23 protein-coding genes and 1 other RNA gene are annotated in these 18,529 nt (G+C 56.0%); 8 read left to right on the forward strand and 16 right to left on the reverse strand.

What is annotated here, in order from left to right; translation table 11 throughout:
- Window positions 1–66: 66 nt before the first annotated feature.
- Window positions 67–747 carry a ribose-5-phosphate isomerase RpiA gene (gene rpiA / locus BUA49_RS05035; RefSeq protein ID WP_072796040.1) on the reverse strand — a complete coding sequence of 227 codons (681 nt, stop codon included), beginning with the start codon at window positions 745–747 and terminating at the stop codon, window positions 67–69.
- A gap of 135 nt (window positions 748–882) precedes the next feature.
- On the opposite strand from rpiA, the gene ilvA reads away from it, so the two are divergent.
- A complete protein-coding gene (ilvA, locus tag BUA49_RS05040; RefSeq protein ID WP_072796042.1) occupies window positions 883–2,418 on the forward strand; it encodes a threonine ammonia-lyase, biosynthetic in 1,536 nt (511 codons plus the stop codon).
- 202 nt (window positions 2,419–2,620) lie between these two features.
- A complete protein-coding gene (locus tag BUA49_RS17760; protein ID WP_175547548.1) occupies window positions 2,621–2,794 on the forward strand; it encodes a hypothetical protein in 174 nt (57 codons plus the stop codon).
- A gap of 13 nt (window positions 2,795–2,807) precedes the next feature.
- On the opposite strand, the gene BUA49_RS05045 is transcribed toward BUA49_RS17760, so the two are convergent.
- The 6 genes from BUA49_RS05045 to BUA49_RS05070 form a co-directional block, all read right to left on the reverse strand.
- Complete coding sequence (locus BUA49_RS05045) at window positions 2,808–3,392, reverse strand: 5-formyltetrahydrofolate cyclo-ligase (RefSeq protein ID WP_072796044.1); 585 nt, start codon at window positions 3,390–3,392, stop codon at window positions 2,808–2,810.
- Between the two features lie 55 nt (window positions 3,393–3,447).
- Window positions 3,448–3,627: non-coding RNA, 6S RNA (gene ssrS, locus BUA49_RS05050), on the reverse strand.
- 61 nt (window positions 3,628–3,688) lie between these two features.
- Entirely contained in the window at window positions 3,689–3,985 is a 297-nt protein-coding gene (locus tag BUA49_RS05055; RefSeq protein WP_072796046.1) for a cell division protein ZapA, read from the reverse strand.
- Window positions 3,985–4,191, reverse strand: a complete 207-nt coding sequence (locus BUA49_RS05060) for a TIGR02449 family protein (protein ID WP_072796047.1) — start codon at window positions 4,189–4,191, stop codon at window positions 3,985–3,987. The genes BUA49_RS05055 and BUA49_RS05060 overlap by 1 nt, the downstream gene beginning before the upstream one ends.
- 123 nt (window positions 4,192–4,314) lie before the next feature.
- A complete protein-coding gene (locus BUA49_RS05065; protein WP_072796049.1) occupies window positions 4,315–5,589 on the reverse strand; it encodes an ABC transporter permease in 1,275 nt (424 codons plus the stop codon).
- Window positions 5,586–6,302, reverse strand: a complete 717-nt coding sequence (locus tag BUA49_RS05070) for an ABC transporter ATP-binding protein (RefSeq protein WP_072796051.1) — start codon at window positions 6,300–6,302, stop codon at window positions 5,586–5,588. Before BUA49_RS05070 ends, BUA49_RS05065 begins: the two co-directional genes overlap by 4 nt.
- Before the next feature lie 86 nt (window positions 6,303–6,388).
- On the opposite strand from BUA49_RS05070, the gene BUA49_RS05075 reads away from it, so the two are divergent.
- The gene (locus tag BUA49_RS05075) at window positions 6,389–6,907 is read left to right on the forward strand and encodes a DUF3299 domain-containing protein (RefSeq protein WP_072796053.1); all 519 of its coding nucleotides are present in this window, start codon (window positions 6,389–6,391) and stop codon (window positions 6,905–6,907) included.
- 2 nt (window positions 6,908–6,909) lie between these two features.
- Here BUA49_RS05075 and BUA49_RS05080 read toward each other — a convergent pair whose 3' ends face one another.
- Entirely contained in the window at window positions 6,910–7,452 is a 543-nt protein-coding gene (locus BUA49_RS05080; RefSeq protein ID WP_072796055.1) for a ZrgA family zinc uptake protein, read from the reverse strand.
- Between the two features lie 138 nt (window positions 7,453–7,590).
- Between BUA49_RS05080 and BUA49_RS05085 the strand changes: the two genes are divergently transcribed.
- From BUA49_RS05085 to BUA49_RS05100, 4 genes are read left to right on the forward strand one after another with little or no spacing between them, the layout of a single operon-like run.
- Window positions 7,591–8,190: a UPF0149 family protein gene (locus BUA49_RS05085; RefSeq protein WP_072796057.1), complete on the forward strand. Its 600-nt coding sequence runs from the start codon at window positions 7,591–7,593 to the stop codon at window positions 8,188–8,190.
- Between the two features lie 26 nt (window positions 8,191–8,216).
- Entirely contained in the window at window positions 8,217–9,536 is a 1,320-nt protein-coding gene (gene pepP, locus BUA49_RS05090) for a Xaa-Pro aminopeptidase (RefSeq protein WP_072796059.1), read from the forward strand.
- A gap of 4 nt (window positions 9,537–9,540) precedes the next feature.
- Complete coding sequence (gene ubiH / locus BUA49_RS05095) at window positions 9,541–10,806, forward strand: 2-octaprenyl-6-methoxyphenyl hydroxylase (RefSeq protein WP_072796061.1); 1,266 nt, start codon at window positions 9,541–9,543, stop codon at window positions 10,804–10,806.
- A gap of 39 nt (window positions 10,807–10,845) precedes the next feature.
- Window positions 10,846–12,069, forward strand: coding sequence for an FAD-dependent monooxygenase (locus BUA49_RS05100; RefSeq protein ID WP_072796062.1), 1,224 nt, complete (start codon window positions 10,846–10,848; stop codon window positions 12,067–12,069).
- Between the two features lie 23 nt (window positions 12,070–12,092).
- Here BUA49_RS05100 and BUA49_RS05105 read toward each other — a convergent pair whose 3' ends face one another.
- The 4 genes from BUA49_RS05105 to BUA49_RS05120 form a co-directional block, all read right to left on the reverse strand.
- Complete coding sequence (locus BUA49_RS05105; RefSeq protein WP_084063492.1) at window positions 12,093–13,028, reverse strand: FAD:protein FMN transferase; 936 nt, start codon at window positions 13,026–13,028, stop codon at window positions 12,093–12,095.
- Window positions 13,029–13,092: 64 nt separating this feature from the next.
- Complete coding sequence (locus tag BUA49_RS05110; RefSeq protein ID WP_139248739.1) at window positions 13,093–14,436, reverse strand: DUF3570 domain-containing protein; 1,344 nt, start codon at window positions 14,434–14,436, stop codon at window positions 13,093–13,095.
- Complete coding sequence (locus BUA49_RS05115; RefSeq protein ID WP_072796066.1) at window positions 14,436–14,699, reverse strand: DUF4266 domain-containing protein; 264 nt, start codon at window positions 14,697–14,699, stop codon at window positions 14,436–14,438. Before BUA49_RS05115 ends, BUA49_RS05110 begins: the two co-directional genes overlap by 1 nt.
- 10 nt (window positions 14,700–14,709) lie before the next feature.
- On the reverse strand, window positions 14,710–15,231 hold the full coding sequence (locus BUA49_RS05120) for a TlpA family protein disulfide reductase (protein WP_072796068.1): 522 nt from the start codon (window positions 15,229–15,231) through the stop codon (window positions 14,710–14,712).
- 152 nt (window positions 15,232–15,383) lie between these two features.
- Here BUA49_RS05120 and BUA49_RS05125 point away from each other — a divergent pair, with 152 nt between their 5' ends.
- Window positions 15,384–16,304 (forward strand): DUF808 domain-containing protein, encoded by a 921-nt coding sequence (locus tag BUA49_RS05125; protein ID WP_072796070.1) that lies wholly within the window; start codon window positions 15,384–15,386, stop codon window positions 16,302–16,304.
- A gap of 1 nt (window position 16,305) precedes the next feature.
- Here BUA49_RS05125 and BUA49_RS05130 read toward each other — a convergent pair whose 3' ends face one another.
- Genes BUA49_RS05130 through tatA form a run of 4 tightly spaced genes read right to left on the reverse strand, consistent with a single transcriptional unit; the run spans window position 16,306 to window position 18,486 of the window.
- Window positions 16,306–17,025, reverse strand: coding sequence for a 16S rRNA (uracil(1498)-N(3))-methyltransferase (locus BUA49_RS05130; RefSeq protein ID WP_072796072.1), 720 nt, complete (start codon window positions 17,023–17,025; stop codon window positions 16,306–16,308).
- Complete coding sequence (gene tatC / locus BUA49_RS05135; protein ID WP_072796074.1) at window positions 17,022–17,822, reverse strand: twin-arginine translocase subunit TatC; 801 nt, start codon at window positions 17,820–17,822, stop codon at window positions 17,022–17,024. Before tatC ends, BUA49_RS05130 begins: the two co-directional genes overlap by 4 nt.
- Window positions 17,819–18,241, reverse strand: coding sequence for a Sec-independent protein translocase protein TatB (gene tatB / locus BUA49_RS05140; protein WP_072796075.1), 423 nt, complete (start codon window positions 18,239–18,241; stop codon window positions 17,819–17,821). The genes tatC and tatB overlap by 4 nt, the downstream gene beginning before the upstream one ends.
- 11 nt (window positions 18,242–18,252) lie before the next feature.
- On the reverse strand, window positions 18,253–18,486 hold the full coding sequence (gene tatA, locus BUA49_RS05145; protein ID WP_072796076.1) for a twin-arginine translocase TatA/TatE family subunit: 234 nt from the start codon (window positions 18,484–18,486) through the stop codon (window positions 18,253–18,255).
- Between the last annotated feature and the right edge of the window lie 43 nt (window positions 18,487–18,529).

The raw sequence follows: 18,529 nt of genomic DNA on the forward strand, positions 1-18,529 counted from the left end.
ATAATATGAGGCAGTGTCGCGTAATTTTATCTACCAAGCAAGCGCTTGGTTTTTGGTCGACTTCGGTCAGATACCTTTCCGGGGGATGCTCTCAACCCCCGTGCTGGTGGCGAGTAGCAGCAAGTCAGCCGGGCGGCGGGCGAACAGCCCGTTGGTGACAACGCCCACAATATTGTTCAGTTGTTCCTCAATCTGGATCGGCCGGGAAATATCCATGTTATGGACATCCAGAATAATGTTGCCGTTATCGGTTGTGAATCCGTCCCGGTACACAGGGTCTCCGCCCAGTTTGACGATTTCACGGCCAACATGGCTCCGCGCCATGGGGATAACTTCTACCGGTAACGGGAAACTGCCCAGTACGCCGACTTTCTTGGATTCGTCAGCAATGCAGATAAAGGTCTTTGCGACCTCCGCAATTATCTTCTCACGGGTCAGAGCGCCGCCGCCGCCTTTGATGAGTTCAAGGCGATCATTGGTTTCATCGGCACCGTCCACGTAAAACTCCAGATCACCGGCACTGTTAAGGTCGTAAACGGGAATGCCGTGGCTTTTCAGGCGCTCCGCGGTTGCTTCCGAACTGGCAACGGCACCGTCGAACTCGGTTTTCAGTTCCGCGAGCATGTCGATGAAAAAATTAACGGTGCTTCCTGTGCCAACGCCAATTATGCTTTCGCGCTCCAGACGCGGTGTAATGTAGTCCACTGCGGCTTTGGCAACGGCTTTTTTGAGTTCGTCCTGGGTCATTGGGCGCTCCGGGTGCAAATCTTGTGAGTTCAGAGTCATTATAGCGCTTAAGGGTGGCCTGCTTATAGACGGCTGCCGTGCAAAATTTCTACACTGTAGGTTTTCCCCGACCATCCACCAGCAACCGGAACCAACATGCCGCAACGCTACATCAAGAAGATTCTCGATGCGCGCGTCTATGACGTGGCCATCGAAACACCCCTTACTGAAGCCCACAGCCTGTCCAAGCGCTTTGGCAACAATATTATGCTCAAGCGAGAAGACCTTCAGCCGGTGTTTTCCTTCAAGATTCGCGGTGCGTACAACCGGATTGTTCAGCTGTCGGAAGAGCAGAGATCCAAGGGCGTTATTTGTGCCTCTGCGGGCAACCATGCGCAGGGTGTGGCGCTTGCGGCCAAGGTGCTGGGCATCAAAGCCGTTATTGTGATGCCGCAGACTACGCCGGAGATCAAAGTGCGTTCGGTGCGGGACCATGGCGCGCGGGTTGTGCTCAAAGGCGATGCCTTTGATGAAGCCGCTGCTCACGCTCAAGGACTGGTTGAGAAGCATGGTTACACCTACATACCGCCTTATGACGACCCGGATGTCATCGCCGGGCAGGGCACGGTTGCCATGGAGATTCTGTGGCAGTTCAGCAAGCCCATTCATGCGGTGTTTATTTGTGTGGGCGGTGGCGGTCTGATTGCGGGCATGGCGGCTTACATCAAGTATCTGCGCCCCGACGTCAAGATAATCGGTGTAGAGCCTGAAGACTCCAATTGCCTGCAGGCCGCTTTGAAAGCGGGTAAGCGCGTGATTCTGGACGAAGTGGGCATCTTTGCGGACGGAGTAGCGGTAAAGCAGATCGGAAAATACCCTTGGGAAATTTGTAAAGACTACGTGGACGAGGTGATCACCGTATCCACCGATGAGATCTGTGCGGCTATCAAAGACATCTTTGAAGACACACGCTCAATCGCCGAGCCCGCCGGCGCGCTGGGCGTTGCCGGCATCAAGAAGTATATCGAGAGGGAAAAGATCGAGAATGAAAACCTGGTCGCCACCCTGAGCGGCGCTAACATGAATTTTGACCGCCTGCGGTACATTTCTGAGCGCACGGAAATCGGCGAGAAACGCGAGGCTATCCTTGCGGTCACCATTCCCGAAAAGCCGGGGGCCTTCAAGACGTTTATCAACGCTCTGCACAAGCGCAGCATTACCGAGTTTAACTACCGTTACGCAGATGCCGGCCAGGCCACGATTTTTGTGGGCATCCAGATCCAGGCCGGCGGCCTGGGGCGGGATGAGCTGGTGCGGGATCTTCGTGAAAACGGCTACTCCGTTGTCGACCTTACGGACAGCGACATGGCCAAACAGCACATTCGCCATATGGTCGGTGGCCACGCGCCCACGATTACCAATGAGAAGGTGTTCCAGTTCGAGTTCCCTGAGCGCCCGGGAGCCCTGCTGAAGTTTCTGATGTCTCTGGGGACGCGCTGGAATATTTCCATGTTCCACTACCGCAATCATGGTGCGGCCTACAGCCGTGTGTTGCTGGGTGCGCAAGTAGAGGATGACGAAGTAAAAGACTTTGAAGCGATGCTGGAAAAAGTGGGCTTCCGTTATGAGAATATGACGGACAATGAGGCCTATCAGCTGTTCCTGGGAGCAGGTAACGGTAAGGCGTCCTAGCCTGGAGGCAGCCAGCCTGGTTGTTGCTATCCGGGCTGGTTTTCCGTGCTTCGTTTTCCTGCCGGTTTTTCTTACTAAATTTTAATCTGTCAAAAATTGTAAAAATCAAGATGCGTGTTAGTCTTTCGTCTAATTCTTGGTAACAGTAATAGCTAGCTGATTTTCCGCAGATTTAACCTTATTTGAAACAGGAATACGCGACATGGGTGGCAAGCCTGATATTATCCGGGCAATTGTGCTGATTTTTGCTGTCGGCCTTGTTGTTACAGGATTTACTTCGCTTCAGGCGTCGGAAGACAGGCCAGCTGCGTCTGTTATGAAAAGTTCTGTTGCGGCAGGCTCCGCTCAGATGACCAAAACCCCGCTGACCCGGTAAAACCTCTCCTGCATTATTTAACTCGGTAAACCCTCTGGTCTGTCACAACGCTGTTTAGCGGCACGTCCCAAGGTTCAACCGGAAGTTGCTCCACCCTCTGGAAATCGTGAGCCAGGCCGATAAGTTTTGGCGCCAGCCTAGGCCGTCGGTGGCTGAATGCGAAAGTCCGATCGTAAAAGCCGCCGCCCATTCCAAGTCGCCCGCCATTTTCGTCAAATCCCACTAGCGGGAACAGCACTGCGTCCAGCGCCCAGGCGGGCCGCCGGAGACCTTTGCTGAATGCGGGTTCGGGAATGCCAAAGCGGTTGGCAGTCAGTTCCACACCGTCGAAATACGGGCTGAAAACCAGCTTGCCCGGGTGAATCGGGTGCAGCACCGGCAGGTAAAAGTGAACCCCTTTGCGACGGGCCATGGCCATATACGGGTGTGGATCAATCTCGCCATCGTTGGGCAGGTAGATAGCTATGTGTCGGGCTCTGTGTAAATCCCGATTCTTCACCAGATTGAGAGCAAGAGAAGCCGAGGCCTGTTCCTGTTCCCGGGGCGATAAAGTGCCTCTGCGCTGGCGCAGTTGCTTGCGTAGTTCGTCACGGGTCATCAAAGAAGGTAAGCCGGATTCAGAAGGGTGTGAGTCGATAGTCTGTCTCAAAATAAAGCTTCCCGGGCTGCCGTTATCGGATGTAGCCCTTGAACCCAGAGTTCAAGGTCGGTGGCCGCTGTGACATATTAGGCTTTCCCCTGACGGGGACGTGCTCACAATGCCCTAGAGTAGCCACCTGGGTAATGCGCATCGGCTCGAGGACGAACCCGACCAGCGAACAGCCCAGGAAGTAGATTCATTATATGGCAAGACCCGGGGCCGATTGCAACATCTATCGGGGAAACTCCTCGGATTCAGTGGTTGGAAGGTTCTCCGAGGGCGTTTTCCAGCTTGCTGTCCATGGCTTTAAGAATGGTGCTGGTGGCATCAGACATGGTGTCTCGCTCAAGCAGTTCGTGGGTCATGTTCAGGGCTGCCATTACCGCAATACGCTCTGTTCCGAATACCTTGCCGCTGTTGCGTATTTCACGCATCTTGCTGTCCAGGTGTCGGGCTGCCCGACTGAGGGCTTCCTGTTCTTCTGCGGGGCAGGCGACCAGGTATTCCTTATCGAGAATTTTCACCTCAACGGTGGTGGATTGCTTAGACATCAATGATGCTCCAGTGCCCGAAGGCGGCCGATCATGGCTTCGATCTTGTTTTTGGCAAGATCATTTTTCTGCATAAGCTGGGACCGTTCCCGGTTCCAGCCATCCTGCAACTGCCTCAGAGTGGCATTGTTCTGCTCCAGTTTCTGGCAGTGTTCGATCAGCTTGTCCAGCTTGTCCGCTAACGCTTGTACTTCGGACTGTTCCATGACGTGCCCAGCATAGGTTGAAGTTATTGCGACTAACTATAAGTGTGCGCGCTATATCGGTCAATTTACAGGGGTGTCATAAGTTGTTGCCCATTGTTATTTGGCTCTCCTGCGAGAATTGCATCACGACTCGCCGGGACTTCCAAAGCCTTGTGAGCGGCTTTGGCGCCAGGCGCTGAATGCTGGAACCAGGGCCACCAGCACGGCGGCCAGCGGCACGGATGTCAGCAGAGCCCATTCTTCAAGGTTCAGTGGGCGAAGTTGAATCTGAAGTCCGTAATTTGCGAGTAGCCAGGGGCCTAGCATTGAAACCGCGAACGCACTCAGCGCAAGTGAAGTCAGGCAGGCCACAACCGAAAGGGCCAGGCATTCGATGATGTAGAGGCTTGCGATCAGGCTGGGGGAGGCACCTGTAGCGCGCAGGATCGCTATTTCGTGCGCTCGTTGGGTTTGCAGCGTGAGCAGCACCGCAATTAACCCGATGAGGCTGGTAATCACCACGAGCCCGGTTATGCCAAGCAGTGCCCGTTCAAACTGGCTCATCAGTCGCCAAAGCTCACTCAGAGCGACACCCGGCAAAATGGCAGAAAGCGGTTCGCCAGTGTACTGATTGAGATCGCGCTGTACGCGGAACGTCAGGATTTTACGATCCAGCCCGGCAAAAACGGCGGTAATCGCGCTGGGTGTAAAATCCCGGCCCTCAGCCTGTTGGGGCGTCAGCGTGCGGCCGGGAATGGCAACGCCCGATTCCCAGCCTACATGCATGGCTTCCATGCCCTGCAGGCTGATGTAGACCGCCTGGTCCACCGGCGTGCCTGTGGTCTCAAGAATGCCGGTTATCGTAAATGGGGTGTTGTCGTGGTTGGAGAAGCTGGTGCGGCCACCGCCATGGGAAAGTACAATTTTGTTGCCAATGGCATGGTTCAGTTTTTTGGCAACACCCGCCCCTAATACCACATCGAAAACCCCGTCGAACCACTGGCCATCGGCCAGCTTCAGGGGCTGCCCCCGGCCAAACCGGAAGTGCTTCCCAAATCCGTCGTCTGTGCCGACAACCCGGAACCCTTTGTAGCTATCGCCCAGGGAAATAGGAATCAGCCAGTCAATGCGCTTGTCTTGTTTGAGCTCCTGGAACGTAGACCACTGGATATTGTTGGTGGCATCGCCAATATGAAACACCGTGTACAGCAACAAATTGAGCTGGCCGCTGCGGGCGCCGATGATCAGATCGGTATCGCTGATGGTGCTGGTAAAGGACTGCTTCACTTCTGTGCGCAGATATTGGATACCGAGCAGGAGGGTGACGCTCAGGGTGAGTGTGAGGCACACAAGAGCCAGCACTTTGCGGCGGTGCCAGAGGCTTGCGGTTGCCAGTGATAATGCCAGGCGAGCTTTCATGCCGGTACCTGCCCGAGTTGGATCTGATGGTGAAAGTGGTGTGCCAGAGCGCGGTCATGGCTGACAAACAGAACGGATGTATTGCGCGCTTCAGCCATAGCCAGCAGAAGGTTGATGAAGCGATCGCGGTTCTCGCTGTCCAGTGCGGATGTGGGCTCGTCCGCAAGAATAATCTCCGGGGCTCCGATCAGCGCCCGCGCGGCGGCAATGCGCTGCTGCTGGCCAATGCTGAGCTGTGTAACCTTTCGCTGCCAGTGGCTTTCAGGAATGGCGAGTGCTGTCAGCAGTCTCTGAGCCTCCATTGTTGGATTCTCGCCTGTTGCAGCCCTGCGGAGTGCTGAGAGTCTGCAGGGCAAGGTCACATTGGCCTCGGCAGTGAGGTAGGGCACCAGGTTGAACTGTTGGAATATCACGCCGATATGGTCAGCCCGGAAGCGATCACGCTTGCCCGCGCTTAGCTGGTGGATGTTGGTACCCAACAACCCGATCGTGCCAGTCGCTGGCGGAAGCATGCCGGCTAGCAGGCTCAGGAATGTACTTTTACCAGTGCCGCTTGAGCCGTGGAGAAAAAGATGCTCACCCCTTGGCAAACTCAGGTCAGGGAAAGAGATCGTCGGCTCATGGTTGTCCCAGCGGAAGGTGAGACTTGTGATTTCAATTGCCGCAGGCCCGTCTTGAGAGCTATGCGCGCTGGATTCTGACTGGCTGTTCATGTTGGTCTTTATCTGCTCCGTGTATTATGTCTGGCTCATATTCGCCGGCGTTTACCTGGCTGTCGGTTTTCCGGAGAACTTTGCTAATGATCCACTCTTTACGTAGCCCTGCCGGGGCACTGCTTCCAGCCTTGCTGGTTGTTCTGCTGAGCGTTTCGGCGCCTGCGCACTCAGAGCTGCGCGAAATCGATTGGCTGGAGCTGATGCCAGCCGAGGATCTGGCCCTGCTGAAAAATATGGCAGAACTTGAGCACGAGGGCGATGGCCCGGTACTTTTACCGGACGAAATTATGACCGGCCGGGTTGTTCCGGATATGGGTAACGTTGAAGGCCGAATCCCCGGTTTTGTGGTGCCTCTCAAAACAACCCAAGACATGCGCATTCTGGAATTTTTCCTGGTGCCATATTACGGCGCCTGTATTCATGTGCCACCGCCGCCACCCAACCAGATTATCCACATCAAGTATAAAAAGGGGTTCAAGCTCGAGGCTCTGTACGATCCCGTCTGGGTCGAAGGCACTCTGTTGATTGACCGAACGGAAACAGACGTTGGTACGTCCTCATACTCCATGGTGGCGGAAGCGGTTGAACCCTATGAAGAATAGCCTTAGCGCCCGAGCCTGAACGAGTTCTCTTCGTGGTTTAGGCGAATTGCGCCCTGTCCATCCGGGCCGGCCCAGGCTATGTCGAGATGTTCCAGGCCAGGAAAACGGGTGGTGAGCGGCGTTGTCAGAGAAGCTGATGTATCCAGCCCGGGGCAGTTCAGAACCTGGGTGACCGTGATATCGGCGTGCTGGTTCTGATCATCGTGGCTGTGCGCGTCATGATCGCGATCGTCTGCAAGCTCATTCTGAACCGTACCTTCCTGAACTGTGCAGGTTGACTCCTGAGTGTTAACCAGTGGGGTCTCCTCCAGCCAATTGGTGACGTTGTCTGCAGTCTGGTGCTGCTCCGGCGTGCGCGGATGGTGCTCGAACCCAAGCATGTTTCCGGCCGGTGACATGAGCAGTATTTCAACCTGATTGTCGCTGAATGCAAGTTGCATTTCGGCATGGCCGTGCTGGTGCGAAGCAGGATTGTCTGCAGCTATTGCAGGCGCGCTGACAAGTGCCGATGCGATGGATAGCGCCAGGAGCTTTCGGGAGAGCATCTCTTCGTCCTTTGGTAAGTGATGATATGTTATAACATATTGTTCCCTTGGCCCGCGAAAATCAACCAGCCAGTGCCTTGAAGGCGCCTGAATGCTAGGATAGGGCCTTAACTCCACAACACAGGATTGCCTTGGTTCATGTCAGAAACCGACACTGCCGGCGCGGCCTACGCCGTTGAATTCGAGCGCTGGGCGAATTTTTTTACCGCCCATAAAGCGTTCAGCCATCCTTCCGAGCTCCATGGAGCCCTTTGCGGCCGACTGGCTGCCGGTTCCCGCATTGAGGAAGATGAGTGGCTGGCCATGGTTTGCGAACACATGGGGTTGCCCGAAAGTGCGGCCGGGGAAGCTGATGATCTGTCAGTATTCATGAACGAAGCTTACGAAAAGGCGCTGGCGTTTTTGAAGTCGGCTGATATGAGCTTTCACCCTCTGCTGCCTGATGATGACTATGCGCTTGATCAGCGCCTGGAAGCCTTGGTGGCCTGGGTACGAGGTTTTCTCGAGGGCATGGCCTTGTCTGCTGGAGAATCCCTCGGCGAGGCGCCGGAAGAAATTCGCGAACTGATCGGAGACATGGTGGCCATCAGTCAGGTTTCAGAAGACCAGGAATCTGATCAGGAAAGCGAGCAGCAGTTAGTGGAAATAACCGAATACATCCGGCTCGGAGCTCTTGCCGTATTCACCGAGTTCAATCCTCCGGAAAAGCCGGCGTCACAAGCACCAACGCTGCACTGATCATCTCACACACTGCGGGAGAACCCATGTCGTCCATTATACCGGTCCAGGAATTCGCCGAGCGCCGTCGCAAATTGATGGAGCGCATGGCGCCGGACAGTATCGCCATTATTCCGGCTGCGCCGGAGCGTGTTCGTAACCGGGACGTGTTGCACCCGTTTCGTCAGGACAGCGATTTTCAGTACCTGACCGGTTTCGGTGAGCCCGAGGCTGTGTTGGCGCTGATTCCTGGCCGCGAGCATGGTGAATCGGTACTTTTCTGCAAGGAGAGAAATCCTGAGAAAGAGCTCTGGGATGGTTTTCTGGTGGGCCAGGAGGGCGCGATTGAGCGCTACGGACTGGATGACGCTTTCCCGGCGGCAGATATCGACGACATATTGCCGGGCATGATCGAAGGTCGCAGCCGGGTATATTACCCGCTGGGCAAAGATCAGGGTTTCGATACCCGGGTGATGGACTGGGTTAAGGTTATCCGCAGCAAGGTCAAAAGCGGTGCGCACCCGCCGGGTGAGTTCGTGGCGCTGGAGCATCTTCTGCACGATCTGCGGCTTTACAAGAGTGCCAGCGAGATCAAGGTCATGGCCCGGGCCGGTGAAATCAGTGCCGAAGCCCATTGCCGTGCAATGAAGCGGGCCCGAAAGGGTGGTAATGAATACAATCTCGAGGCCGAGCTGATTCATACGTTTATGGATCATGGAGCCCGTTCTACCGCGTATCCCTCCATTGTCGGCGGCGGCGTCAATGGCTGTATCCTGCATTACATCGAGAACACGGCGCCACTGAAAGACGGTGATCTGGTGTTGATCGATGCGGGCTGTGAGGTGGAATGCTACGCCTCGGATATTTCGCGTACATTCCCCGTCAGCGGCAAATTCAGCCCCGAACAACGGGCGCTCTATGAAGTGGTGCTGGCGGCTCAGTATGCCGCTATTGATGCGGTTCGCCCTGGCAATCATTGGAATCATCCGCACGAAGCGGCCTTGAAGGTCCTGACCGGCGGTCTGATCGAGCTGGGACTGTTGTCGGGTAAGGTTGAAGATGCCATCGCCAGTGAAGCCTACAAGCCGTTCTTTATGCATCGCACCGGTCATTGGCTGGGTCTGGATGTACACGATGTGGGTGATTACAAGGTGGGTGATGCCTGGCGACAGCTTGAGCCAGGTATGGCGCTGACCGTTGAGCCAGGGTTATATATCGCACCGGATAATACCAATGTGGATGAAAAATGGCGTGGTATCGGCATCCGTATTGAAGACGACGTGGTGGTTACCAAAGAGGGTTGCCGGGTACTGACAAACGGCGTGCCCAAAACCATTGAAGAGATTGAAGCACTGATGGCGGAATGAGCCTGTGAAACACTCCGATACCGATGTGATCATTGCTGGCGGCGGGCTGGCGGGTGCTACTTTGGCTCTGGCGCTTGCCAGGGTCGCGCCGGCCCTGAGAGTGACCGTGGTTGAGGCTTTCCCTTTGTCTGCGGATGCCTTGCCGGATTCTTATCAGCCCAGTTATGACGCTCGCTCTACAGCGCTGGCGTGGGGGTCGCGGCTGATTTTTGAAGAGCTTGGCCTGTGGTCGCGGTTATCGGAGCATGCGACGCCCATCAGACATATCCACGTTTCCGACCGGGGCCGTTTCGGCGCTACCCGTCTGAACGCCAACGAATACGAGCAGCAGGCGCTGGGCTATGTGGTGGATAACCGCTGGATGGGGCTGTGCCTGATGCGGGCGTTGCTCGAAACGAATACACAGTGGCAAGCGCCTGCTGAAGTCGCCGATATGGCGCCTTCCGGGCAGGGTGTAAGCGTTACCGTGAAGGCCGGCGATGAGACCCGGATCATGACGGCGCAATGCCTGATCATTGCAGACGGTGGCCGCTCGGGGCTGAGAGAAAAGCTGGGCTTCCAGGCCAATCATCACAGCTATGACCAGAACGCCCTGATTGCCAACGTAACTACCAGCGACAGTCACCAGTTCTCGGCATTCGAGCGTTTTACCGACGCCGGGCCCATGGCCTTGTTGCCGCACGGTTCGCCTTCCCGCGCTGGCCATCAGTCAGCGCTGGTGTGGACGTTGAGCGATAAAGAGCTCGAAGGTGTTCTGGCAATGCCTGACAGCGACAAATGCCAGCGGCTTCAGGAGCGGTTTGGTTGGCGCTTGGGCCGGTTTACCCGGATTGGTGATTGTAACCATTATCCCCTGAAACTGACTACGGTTGATGAGCCCGTAAGGCCGGGAGTGGCGCTGGTAGGCAATGCCGCACACGCCTTGCACCCGGTAGCCGGGCAGGGTTTCAACCTGGCATTACGGGGCCTGATGACTCTGGTTGAACAGTTCCGGTTGGCGGCCGAACAAGGCCGGCCGCCTGGTGACTTTCAGATTTTGCGCCGCTACCACGAATTGCACCGCCCGGATTGGCAGCAAACAGTCCAGTTCTCGGATTCATTGATTCGCATTTTTGGTCACGCACTGGCGCCAGTCGCAGCAGCACGGGACGCTGGCCTGATGGGTCTGGATTTGTTACCCGGAGCCAAGCGCCTGTTTGCGCGCTCAGCCATGGGTACCGGTGGGCGTCGCGCAGTTATCAATGGGCCTGCGGCAAGCGATAAGAGATGAGTGACAAATCAGACCATAACCAGTGCAGGCGCTCAGAGCATGAGTGATACCAAGGTGTTCGATATTCTTGTAGTGGGCGGAGGCATGACAGGCACCGCTCTGGCTCTTGGCCTTTCCCGACAGGGCTGGAAAACTGGCCTGATCGAAGGTGGTGATCGCGCCACATTGTTGCAGGTTCCGGCTTCTGTTGAAGGAGTGGCGGATTTTGAGCCCCGTGTCAGCGCTATATCCATAGCCAGTCAGCAGCTTCTGGAGTCGCTGGGAGCCTGGCAAGGCGTCGCTGAAGGGCGTCATTGTCCCTATCAGGGGATGACCGTATGGGACGGAGATGGTACCGGCCGCATCCATTTTGATGCAGCTGAATTGCAGGCCCGAGCCTTGGGTACGATTGTCGAAAATCGCAGCCTGGTCAGGGCTCTGTTCGAGGTTTTGGAAAACAGCGCCGTTGAGCTGATTGATGGTGTGCAGGTTAGCGGTTGTTCGCAAGATGGCGATCAACGTAGCATTGAGCTTGCGGATGGCCGCAAACTCGGCGCCCGGCTTGTGGTCGCTGCCGACGGTGCTCATTCCCGACTGCGCCAGTGGGTTGGGCTGCCTACTCGTGAATGGGATTATGACCAGCAAGCTATTGTGTGCACCGTGCGCACGGCTCAGAGCCACAGATACACGGCCTGGCAACGGTTTTCCCAAACCGGGCCGCTGGCGTTTTTGCCATTGGCGACGGAAAGCGGCGATGAGCATTTCTGCTCCATCGTCTGGTCACAGGATACCGAAGAAGCCCGGCGCCTGATGGCGCTGAGTGATGCAACTTTTACGGCGGAACTTGAACGGGCGATCGAACGAGAGCTTGGTGCTGTTGAAGCCGTGTCCCAGCGTTTTGCCTTCCCGCTCAGGCAGCGCCACGCTAAAGACTACATTGCGCCCGGCTTTGCTCTGATAGGTGATGCGGCCCATACCATTCATCCGCTTGCGGGCCAGGGCGCCAACCTTGGGTACGGCGATGTCCGGGTATTGCTGGAAGAGCTGTCCCGTGCCAGAAGTGTCGGTTTGAGCCCTGCGCATGAGATGGTGCTGGCGCGCTATCAGCGCCGACGCAAAGGTGAGAATCTGACTATGATGGCTGCCATGGAAGGCTTCAAACAGCTATTTGGCCGTGATGAGTTGCCACTGAGATGGCTGAGAAACACCGGTATGCGCTGGCTTGATGGCTTGGGTCCGATAAAAAACCGGATTGCTGCTGAGGCTATGGGGTTAAGAGGTTAAGGGGGGCGGAGAGGCTAAAAGGTTCAGCGCTGCACCCAGAACTGAACACCCTGCTGTTCCAGAAAGTGCTCTGCCCCGATACCCTGGAGCATGGCGAAGGTTGCCAGCATACCGGCCAGCGTGCAGGTTGGCGCCGCCACTGTAACGCTGTGAGGGGCGTCGGGTACCGGCCAACCGGTACGGGGGTCGAGAATGTGGCCGTAGCGCACACCGTTCCTCAACAGATATCGACGGCTGTCACCGCTGGTTGCCAAAGCACCGCTGCGCAATGACAGAGTTTCGTTGCTGCCTGACAGCTTCCGGTGATCTTCCACGCCGACAATCCATGCCTTGCCATTGGTTCTGGGCCCACTACAGGCCAGGTCACCGCCAAAGTTCACCAGAGCGGAACTGCCTTCTGGCAGCGACTGTCTCAGGTTCAGCAATACCCGGTCTACCGCGTATTCCTTGCCGATGCCGCCGAAATCGATCTCCATTCCTTCCGGCAGAGTCAGTTGTGGGCGTTGCCAGGAAAGCCTGTTCCAGCCGACCAGTTTGAGTAGTGCATCGGTGTCTTCCCGTTCAGGGAGATGGTCGCTGCCATCAAAGCGCCATGCCTGGCGCAGCACTCCGGAGGTGATGTCGAACCGGCCCTCACTGAGGTCATGGCACTGGGTTGCATAGTCCAGCATCAAGGCCATCTCATCATCCACGGTAACCGCCTCCCCCTTGCTACGGTTAATCCGGTCAACGGGGTTTCCGGAAACGTAGCGGGAGAACTTTCGCTCCAGCCGCCAGGTTTCCCGGGCCGCTAAGGCGAGTGCCTGTTTGGCGTCTTTTTGGTTTACGCCGTCCAGCAGTATTTCGCAGGGGCTGGCCATGGCTTCAAAGCGGCCTTGCCAGGCGAGTTGCCCGCCGTTGAGCTGGGGCAGAGGGTGTTTTGCAGGATTGTCGTTGTCGCTGACAGTGATGGTAATCATGGTGTCCTAAGGTATCCCGCCAACAGAAGAGCCTGGCGGGATACACCGGGTAAATCAGACGTTGTCAGAAACTATAGCTGAGTTGCAGCCACATGGCATTGGTATCCGGATACAGATCCTGAGCCGCCAGCTTGCCAAAGCCCTGGTCGCCGTCGTTGGTCTGAATCATGTATTCAGCACGAAGTGCCAGTTCTCGGTCGTCGTCAAAGCGATAGCCCCATTTCGCACCAAACGTCAGGCCGGTCATCTCGCCAAGCCGGTAGTCCGCACTGGCATCTGTCAGAGCCGGTGCGCCGGAGTTGTACTCGCTTGCAGTGAGATAGCGCTTGTAGAAATCTGCTTCTGACTGCAGGTAGTAACGGAAGTGGGGCTCGAGATAGCTTTTGCCCATCCGCCACCGGTATTTCAGATCAAGAGTATGGGAGGTGATGCCCCAGTCATCGATCATGAACCGGTAGGAGCCGTCCATGATATCCCCGTTGTCCAGCATGTATTTGGTTTGCCAGTACAATGAGTGTTTCAGTCGGGTGTCAGGCCTGTGCTCATAGAGGTACACCGAATTACCATCGCCGCCGATCAGATTTCCACCGTAATTGGAGCCGCTGGCGTCATCAATCACACTCAGGATTTTATAAGGATCGGTGAGATAACCGCTGGAGTAGCTGACGCCGTAGGTGAACTGCATCAGCGTTTGGCGGTTGATTACCTGTGTGACACCGAACAGGGCGTCCACCACCGTTTTGGTGTCATCGCTCTCACGGGTTGCGGCAAACTCCTGATCGAAATCGGCCTGGCTTTTGTTGTTGTTCAGCGGCATCCGAGACAACCCTATCGGTGCGCCGCCAACCGGATCCACCAGATCCACACCCAGTGACAGCCCGGTGGTCAGTGTGGTGTTCTTGTTATCGAAATAACGGGACAGACTGCCGTTTATCGCGGTAGAAGTGTAGTCATACTCTCGGGAGCCATAGGCACCCACACTGTAGGCGTAATCCCGGTTTATCGGAGCCTCCCAACTGGCGGAAACGGCTACCCGGGTGTCTTTGAAGGTGTCATCCAGAGGCGCATCTCCGGGCGCGACTTCGTAGCTGCCGTTGCCAGAAGGACTGGTGTAGGTTTGTGGAAGCTCACTGGGCGTTGCGCCAGAGGGCGATGCGCCGGTGAGTGTGTCGGCAATCAGCTTCAGATTCAGTTTGCGCTCACCGTCAAAGTTGCGGGTCGCGCTGATAACAGGCTCCGCGGCCTGAACCCGATCATCAGTTTCCGAATACACCAGCAGCGCGGTCTCCACATCCCATTCACCGGGTTGTCCCTTTGCCAGGCTGTCTGTTGCCTGAACCCCAAGCAGGGCGCAGGTAGCTGCAGCCAGGGCGCGGCCTACCGGTTTACCACTCTTGTTGTGATTCATTAGTTGCATCCGCAGCCACCTCCGCCAAATCCGCGCCCACCGCTGGACGCTTCTTTACTGAAATAAATGTGATCATCCAGGCCAGCGTCGACACCGGAGACGGTTAACTGCATGTCGGGGTCTGCCAGCAAGTCGCGCTCCCAAGGCTTCACTCCCAGATTGCTGCAGCCGGCTGTGATCAATGTTGCAGCGAGAAATGCCGTCAGCATCAGAGCCCTTCGGGCTTGCCTTAGCGGACGATAAAATAAACGGCTATCGGGCATTTTTTATTCCTCAGTTCCGGACGCGCAAAAGGCTGCGAATCGCTGCTTCATAGGTTTCTTTGTTGTCGTTATGGAAGCCAATGTGCTGGCTGTGGATATGACCATTCCGATCAATCAGATAAGCACTCGGCATGCCCATAACCTCGTAAGCCTCCGGTGTCTTGCCTTCGGGGTCGTAGGCGATGGTAAAGGTGGCCGGTATCTGGCTCAGGAATTCCGCTGCGGCCTCTGGTTTCTGGTCGACATTGACGGCCACTACCTCAAAGCCCTGATTCTCATACTTGCCCTGCATCTCGTTCATCCAGGGGAAGGATTGGCGACACGGGCCGCACCAGGATGCCCAGAAATCCAGCAGCACAACTTTGCCACGCAACTCAGAAAGGCTGATCTTGCCGTCTTTTGTGGGCAGGCTCAGCTCCGGTGCTGGCCCTGTGTCCAGTGCGAGGGCGGGCATACTGAGAAGGGCCGAGCAGAAAAGTGTCGCGACGATGACGCCACACCGGCGAGAAATGAGTGTTGCAGAAACAACCATGGGCAAGACTCCAAATGATTACGGATGCCAGTCTAAAGAGCAAATCTTAAGGAAGCCTTAAGACTGCTGTTACCGCGCAGGTTTCTGGGGAATCGGGTTTCGGATACACTCGTCCGATAATACGCCACCAAAACTCCCGGGAACCCAGTGCCATGGCAGGAACCAGCCTACTCGCCCTCATCGATGATATAGCCACGATTCTTGATGATGTTTCGTTGATGACCAAAGCGGCCACTAAAAAAACCGCGGGCGTGCTTGGTGACGACCTTGCCCTGAACGCACAACAGGTAACCGGTGTGAAGCCTGCGCGGGAGTTGCCTGTGGTCTGGGCGGTTGCCAAAGGCTCGATGATTAATAAGGCAATACTGGTGCCGGCCGCTGTCGCGATCAGTTTTTTTGTACCCTGGCTGGTCACTCCGCTGTTGATGCTTGGTGGGGCTTTTCTGTGTTTTGAAGGGGCTGAAAAACTGGCCCATAAGTTTTTGCACGCAAAGGAAGATGGCCAGCACAAAAAAGAGCTACGTGAGGCCCTGAAAAAGCCTGATGTGGATCTGAAAGTTCTGGAAAAGCAAAAGATTAAAGGCGCTATCCGAACGGATTTCATTCTGTCTGCGGAGATCATTGCCATCACTCTCGGAGTGGTAACGGGTCAGGGCATCGTTATGCAGTTTGCTGTGCTGTCAGTGGTGGCTGTGATGATCACCATCTGTGTTTATGGGCTGGTTGCGGGTATTGTGAAACTGGACGATGGCGGCCTGTACCTGACCCAGAAGGACAGTGAGTTCGCGCAAAAAGTAGGGCGAGGCATTCTTTGGCTGGCGCCTTACATGATGAAAACCTTGTCGATTCTCGGCACGATTGCCATGTTCCTGGTGGGTGGTGGCATTCTGGTGCATGGGATACCGCCGGTTTATAATGCTATTGAAGACTTTGCCGTGGCTTCGGGGGGTCTCTCCACCACGCTGATTCCCATGCTGGCAAACGGCTTGCTCGGCTTGCTGGCGGGTGCGTTGCTGGTGGCGGTGATTACACCCCTGCTCCGGATGTGGGAAGCCAGATCAGAGGCTTCCTGATTCAGAGGCAGGCGTCAAACAGTCGGCTGACGAGCACCGGAACAGCGGTTTCCACCCGGAGAATGCGCGGCCCCAGATGGACGCTCTGGCATCCGGCCTCTTCCAGTTTAACCACTTCGTAGGGCGTGAAGCCGCCTTCCGGGCCGATGCATAGCGCGGTGGGACTATTCAGGTGTGTGGGGCAGGGCGCAGAGGTGCCCGGGTGTGCAACCAGGGCCTGTTTGCCTTTCAACAGGGCGGGCAGTTCATCCTCCACGAAGGGTTTGAACAGCTTGCGGATGTGCACGCGCGGCATGGCCGTATCCTTTGCCTGCTCGAGCCCGAGGGTCAGGTTCTCCCGCAGGTTTTCATCCGACAGCCATGGCGTCTGCCAGAAGCTTTTTTCCACCTTGTAGCTGTTAATCAGCCAGATATCCTTGATGCCCAGTGTCGCGCTGGTTTGCAGAATGCGGCGGAGCATTTTGGGTCGGGGCATGGCGAGGATGAGCGTAAGCGGCAGTGGGGTCGGTGGTTGCTGATCCAGGACAACAACCAGTTCTGTTTCGGAATCGGTGAGTTTTATCACCTTGCCCAGCCCCATCTGGCCGTTTACGCGACCAACCGGTAGCTGATCCCCCGTGGATACGCGGAGAATGGATTTGATGTGCTCGAGTCGACGGCCCCGCAGCACCACCCGATTCTGCGCAACAAAGTCTTCATCGAACAGTAAAGCCAGATTCATCCGGCAGGCGGCTCGTCAGCTTCCGCCTCTGATACTTCGCGTTTGGCCAGCCGGCCAAACAGAATGCCCAGCTCGAACAGAATCCACATGGGCACAGCCAGAAGTGTCTGGGAGATAATGTCTGGCGGTGTCAGCATCATTCCGATGACAAAGCAGCCGACCACCACGTAAGGCCGTTTTGCTGCCAGATCCGCCGGCGTTGTTGCGCCACTCAGGATCAGCAGAATGGTGGCAATGGGAATCTCAAAGGCTACCCCAAAGGCGAAAAACATCTTCAGCACGAAATTCAGGTAGCTGCTGATATCCGGTAGTTCAACAATACCTTCCGGGCCTATGGCCGTAAAAAAGCCGAACACCAGAGGAAATACCACGTAATACGCAAAAGCGGCGCCCAGATAGAACAGGAGAACGGAGGTAAACAGCAGCGGGAACGCGAGGCGCTTTTCATGGGCATAGAGCCCCGGCGCAACAAAGTTCCAGAGCTGGTAAAGAATGACCGGGATAGCGACAAAGACCGATACGAACAGTGCCAGTTTCAGGGGCGCGAAAAACGGTGAGGTGATGTCCGTTGCGATCATGGTCTGCCCGATCGGCAACAGTGACCGAATAGGCTCGGACAGCCAGAGATACAGCTCGTTGGCGAAGGGGTAAATGGCCGCGAAACAGATAACCACGGCCAGAACCATTTTCAGTAAACGGTTACGAAGTTCCAGCAGGTGTTCAACCAGTGGCATTTCCGGTTGGCCGAAAGAGGTGTTCTGATGGTCTGACTTCTCACCATCTGTCTTTGCATTCATGAAGGCTTATCCGACGGTTCTTGCGCGGCGGCCTGTTGATCCGGTTCGTTTACACCGGATTCTGCGGTTGCGTCGCTTTTCTGGCTTTGGTCAGTCACAGTCTGTTTGTTGTGTTTCAACATGTCGCCTGGCTTGTCCGACCTGATCATGTGCTCATACTTCTTGGCTTCGTCCAGAGCTCCGCGCACGGTTTTCTGAACGTCATCCAAGCCTACGCCGCCGGCGTCGCGGAGCTCTTTCCTGAGCTCATCGGCTTTCAGCTGGCTGTCGAGCTCTGAGGTAAACTGGCTAACCATGCGGCGGGCACGGCCAACCCAGCGCCCGGCCGCGCGAGCAGCCGTTGGCAGCCGTTCGGGGCCAAGCACCAATAAAGCAATAACGCCGCAGATCAGCAGCTCAAGAAAGCCGATATCAAACATTCTGTCTGGTCTCAGCTTTTGGTTTTATCCCCGGACTTCTCTTCAGTCGTCTGCCGGGTCTGCTCCTCGGCTTGACCTTCCAGAGAGTCCGGGTCGTCGGATTTGGTATCGTCATCGCCCATGGACTTCTTGAAGCCACGAATGGCGCCACCAAGGTCGGTGCCGATGTTGCGCAGTTTCTTGGTTCCGAACAACAGGATAACAATGCCGAGTACGATAAGAAGTTGCCAGATACTAATGCCCATCAGGGGACCCTCGTTTTGATGTTTCTGTTTTGTTTTATTGTAC

Source organism: Marinobacter antarcticus (genome assembly GCF_900142385.1).
Taxonomy (GTDB): Bacteria; Pseudomonadota; Gammaproteobacteria; order Pseudomonadales; family Oleiphilaceae; genus Marinobacter; species Marinobacter antarcticus.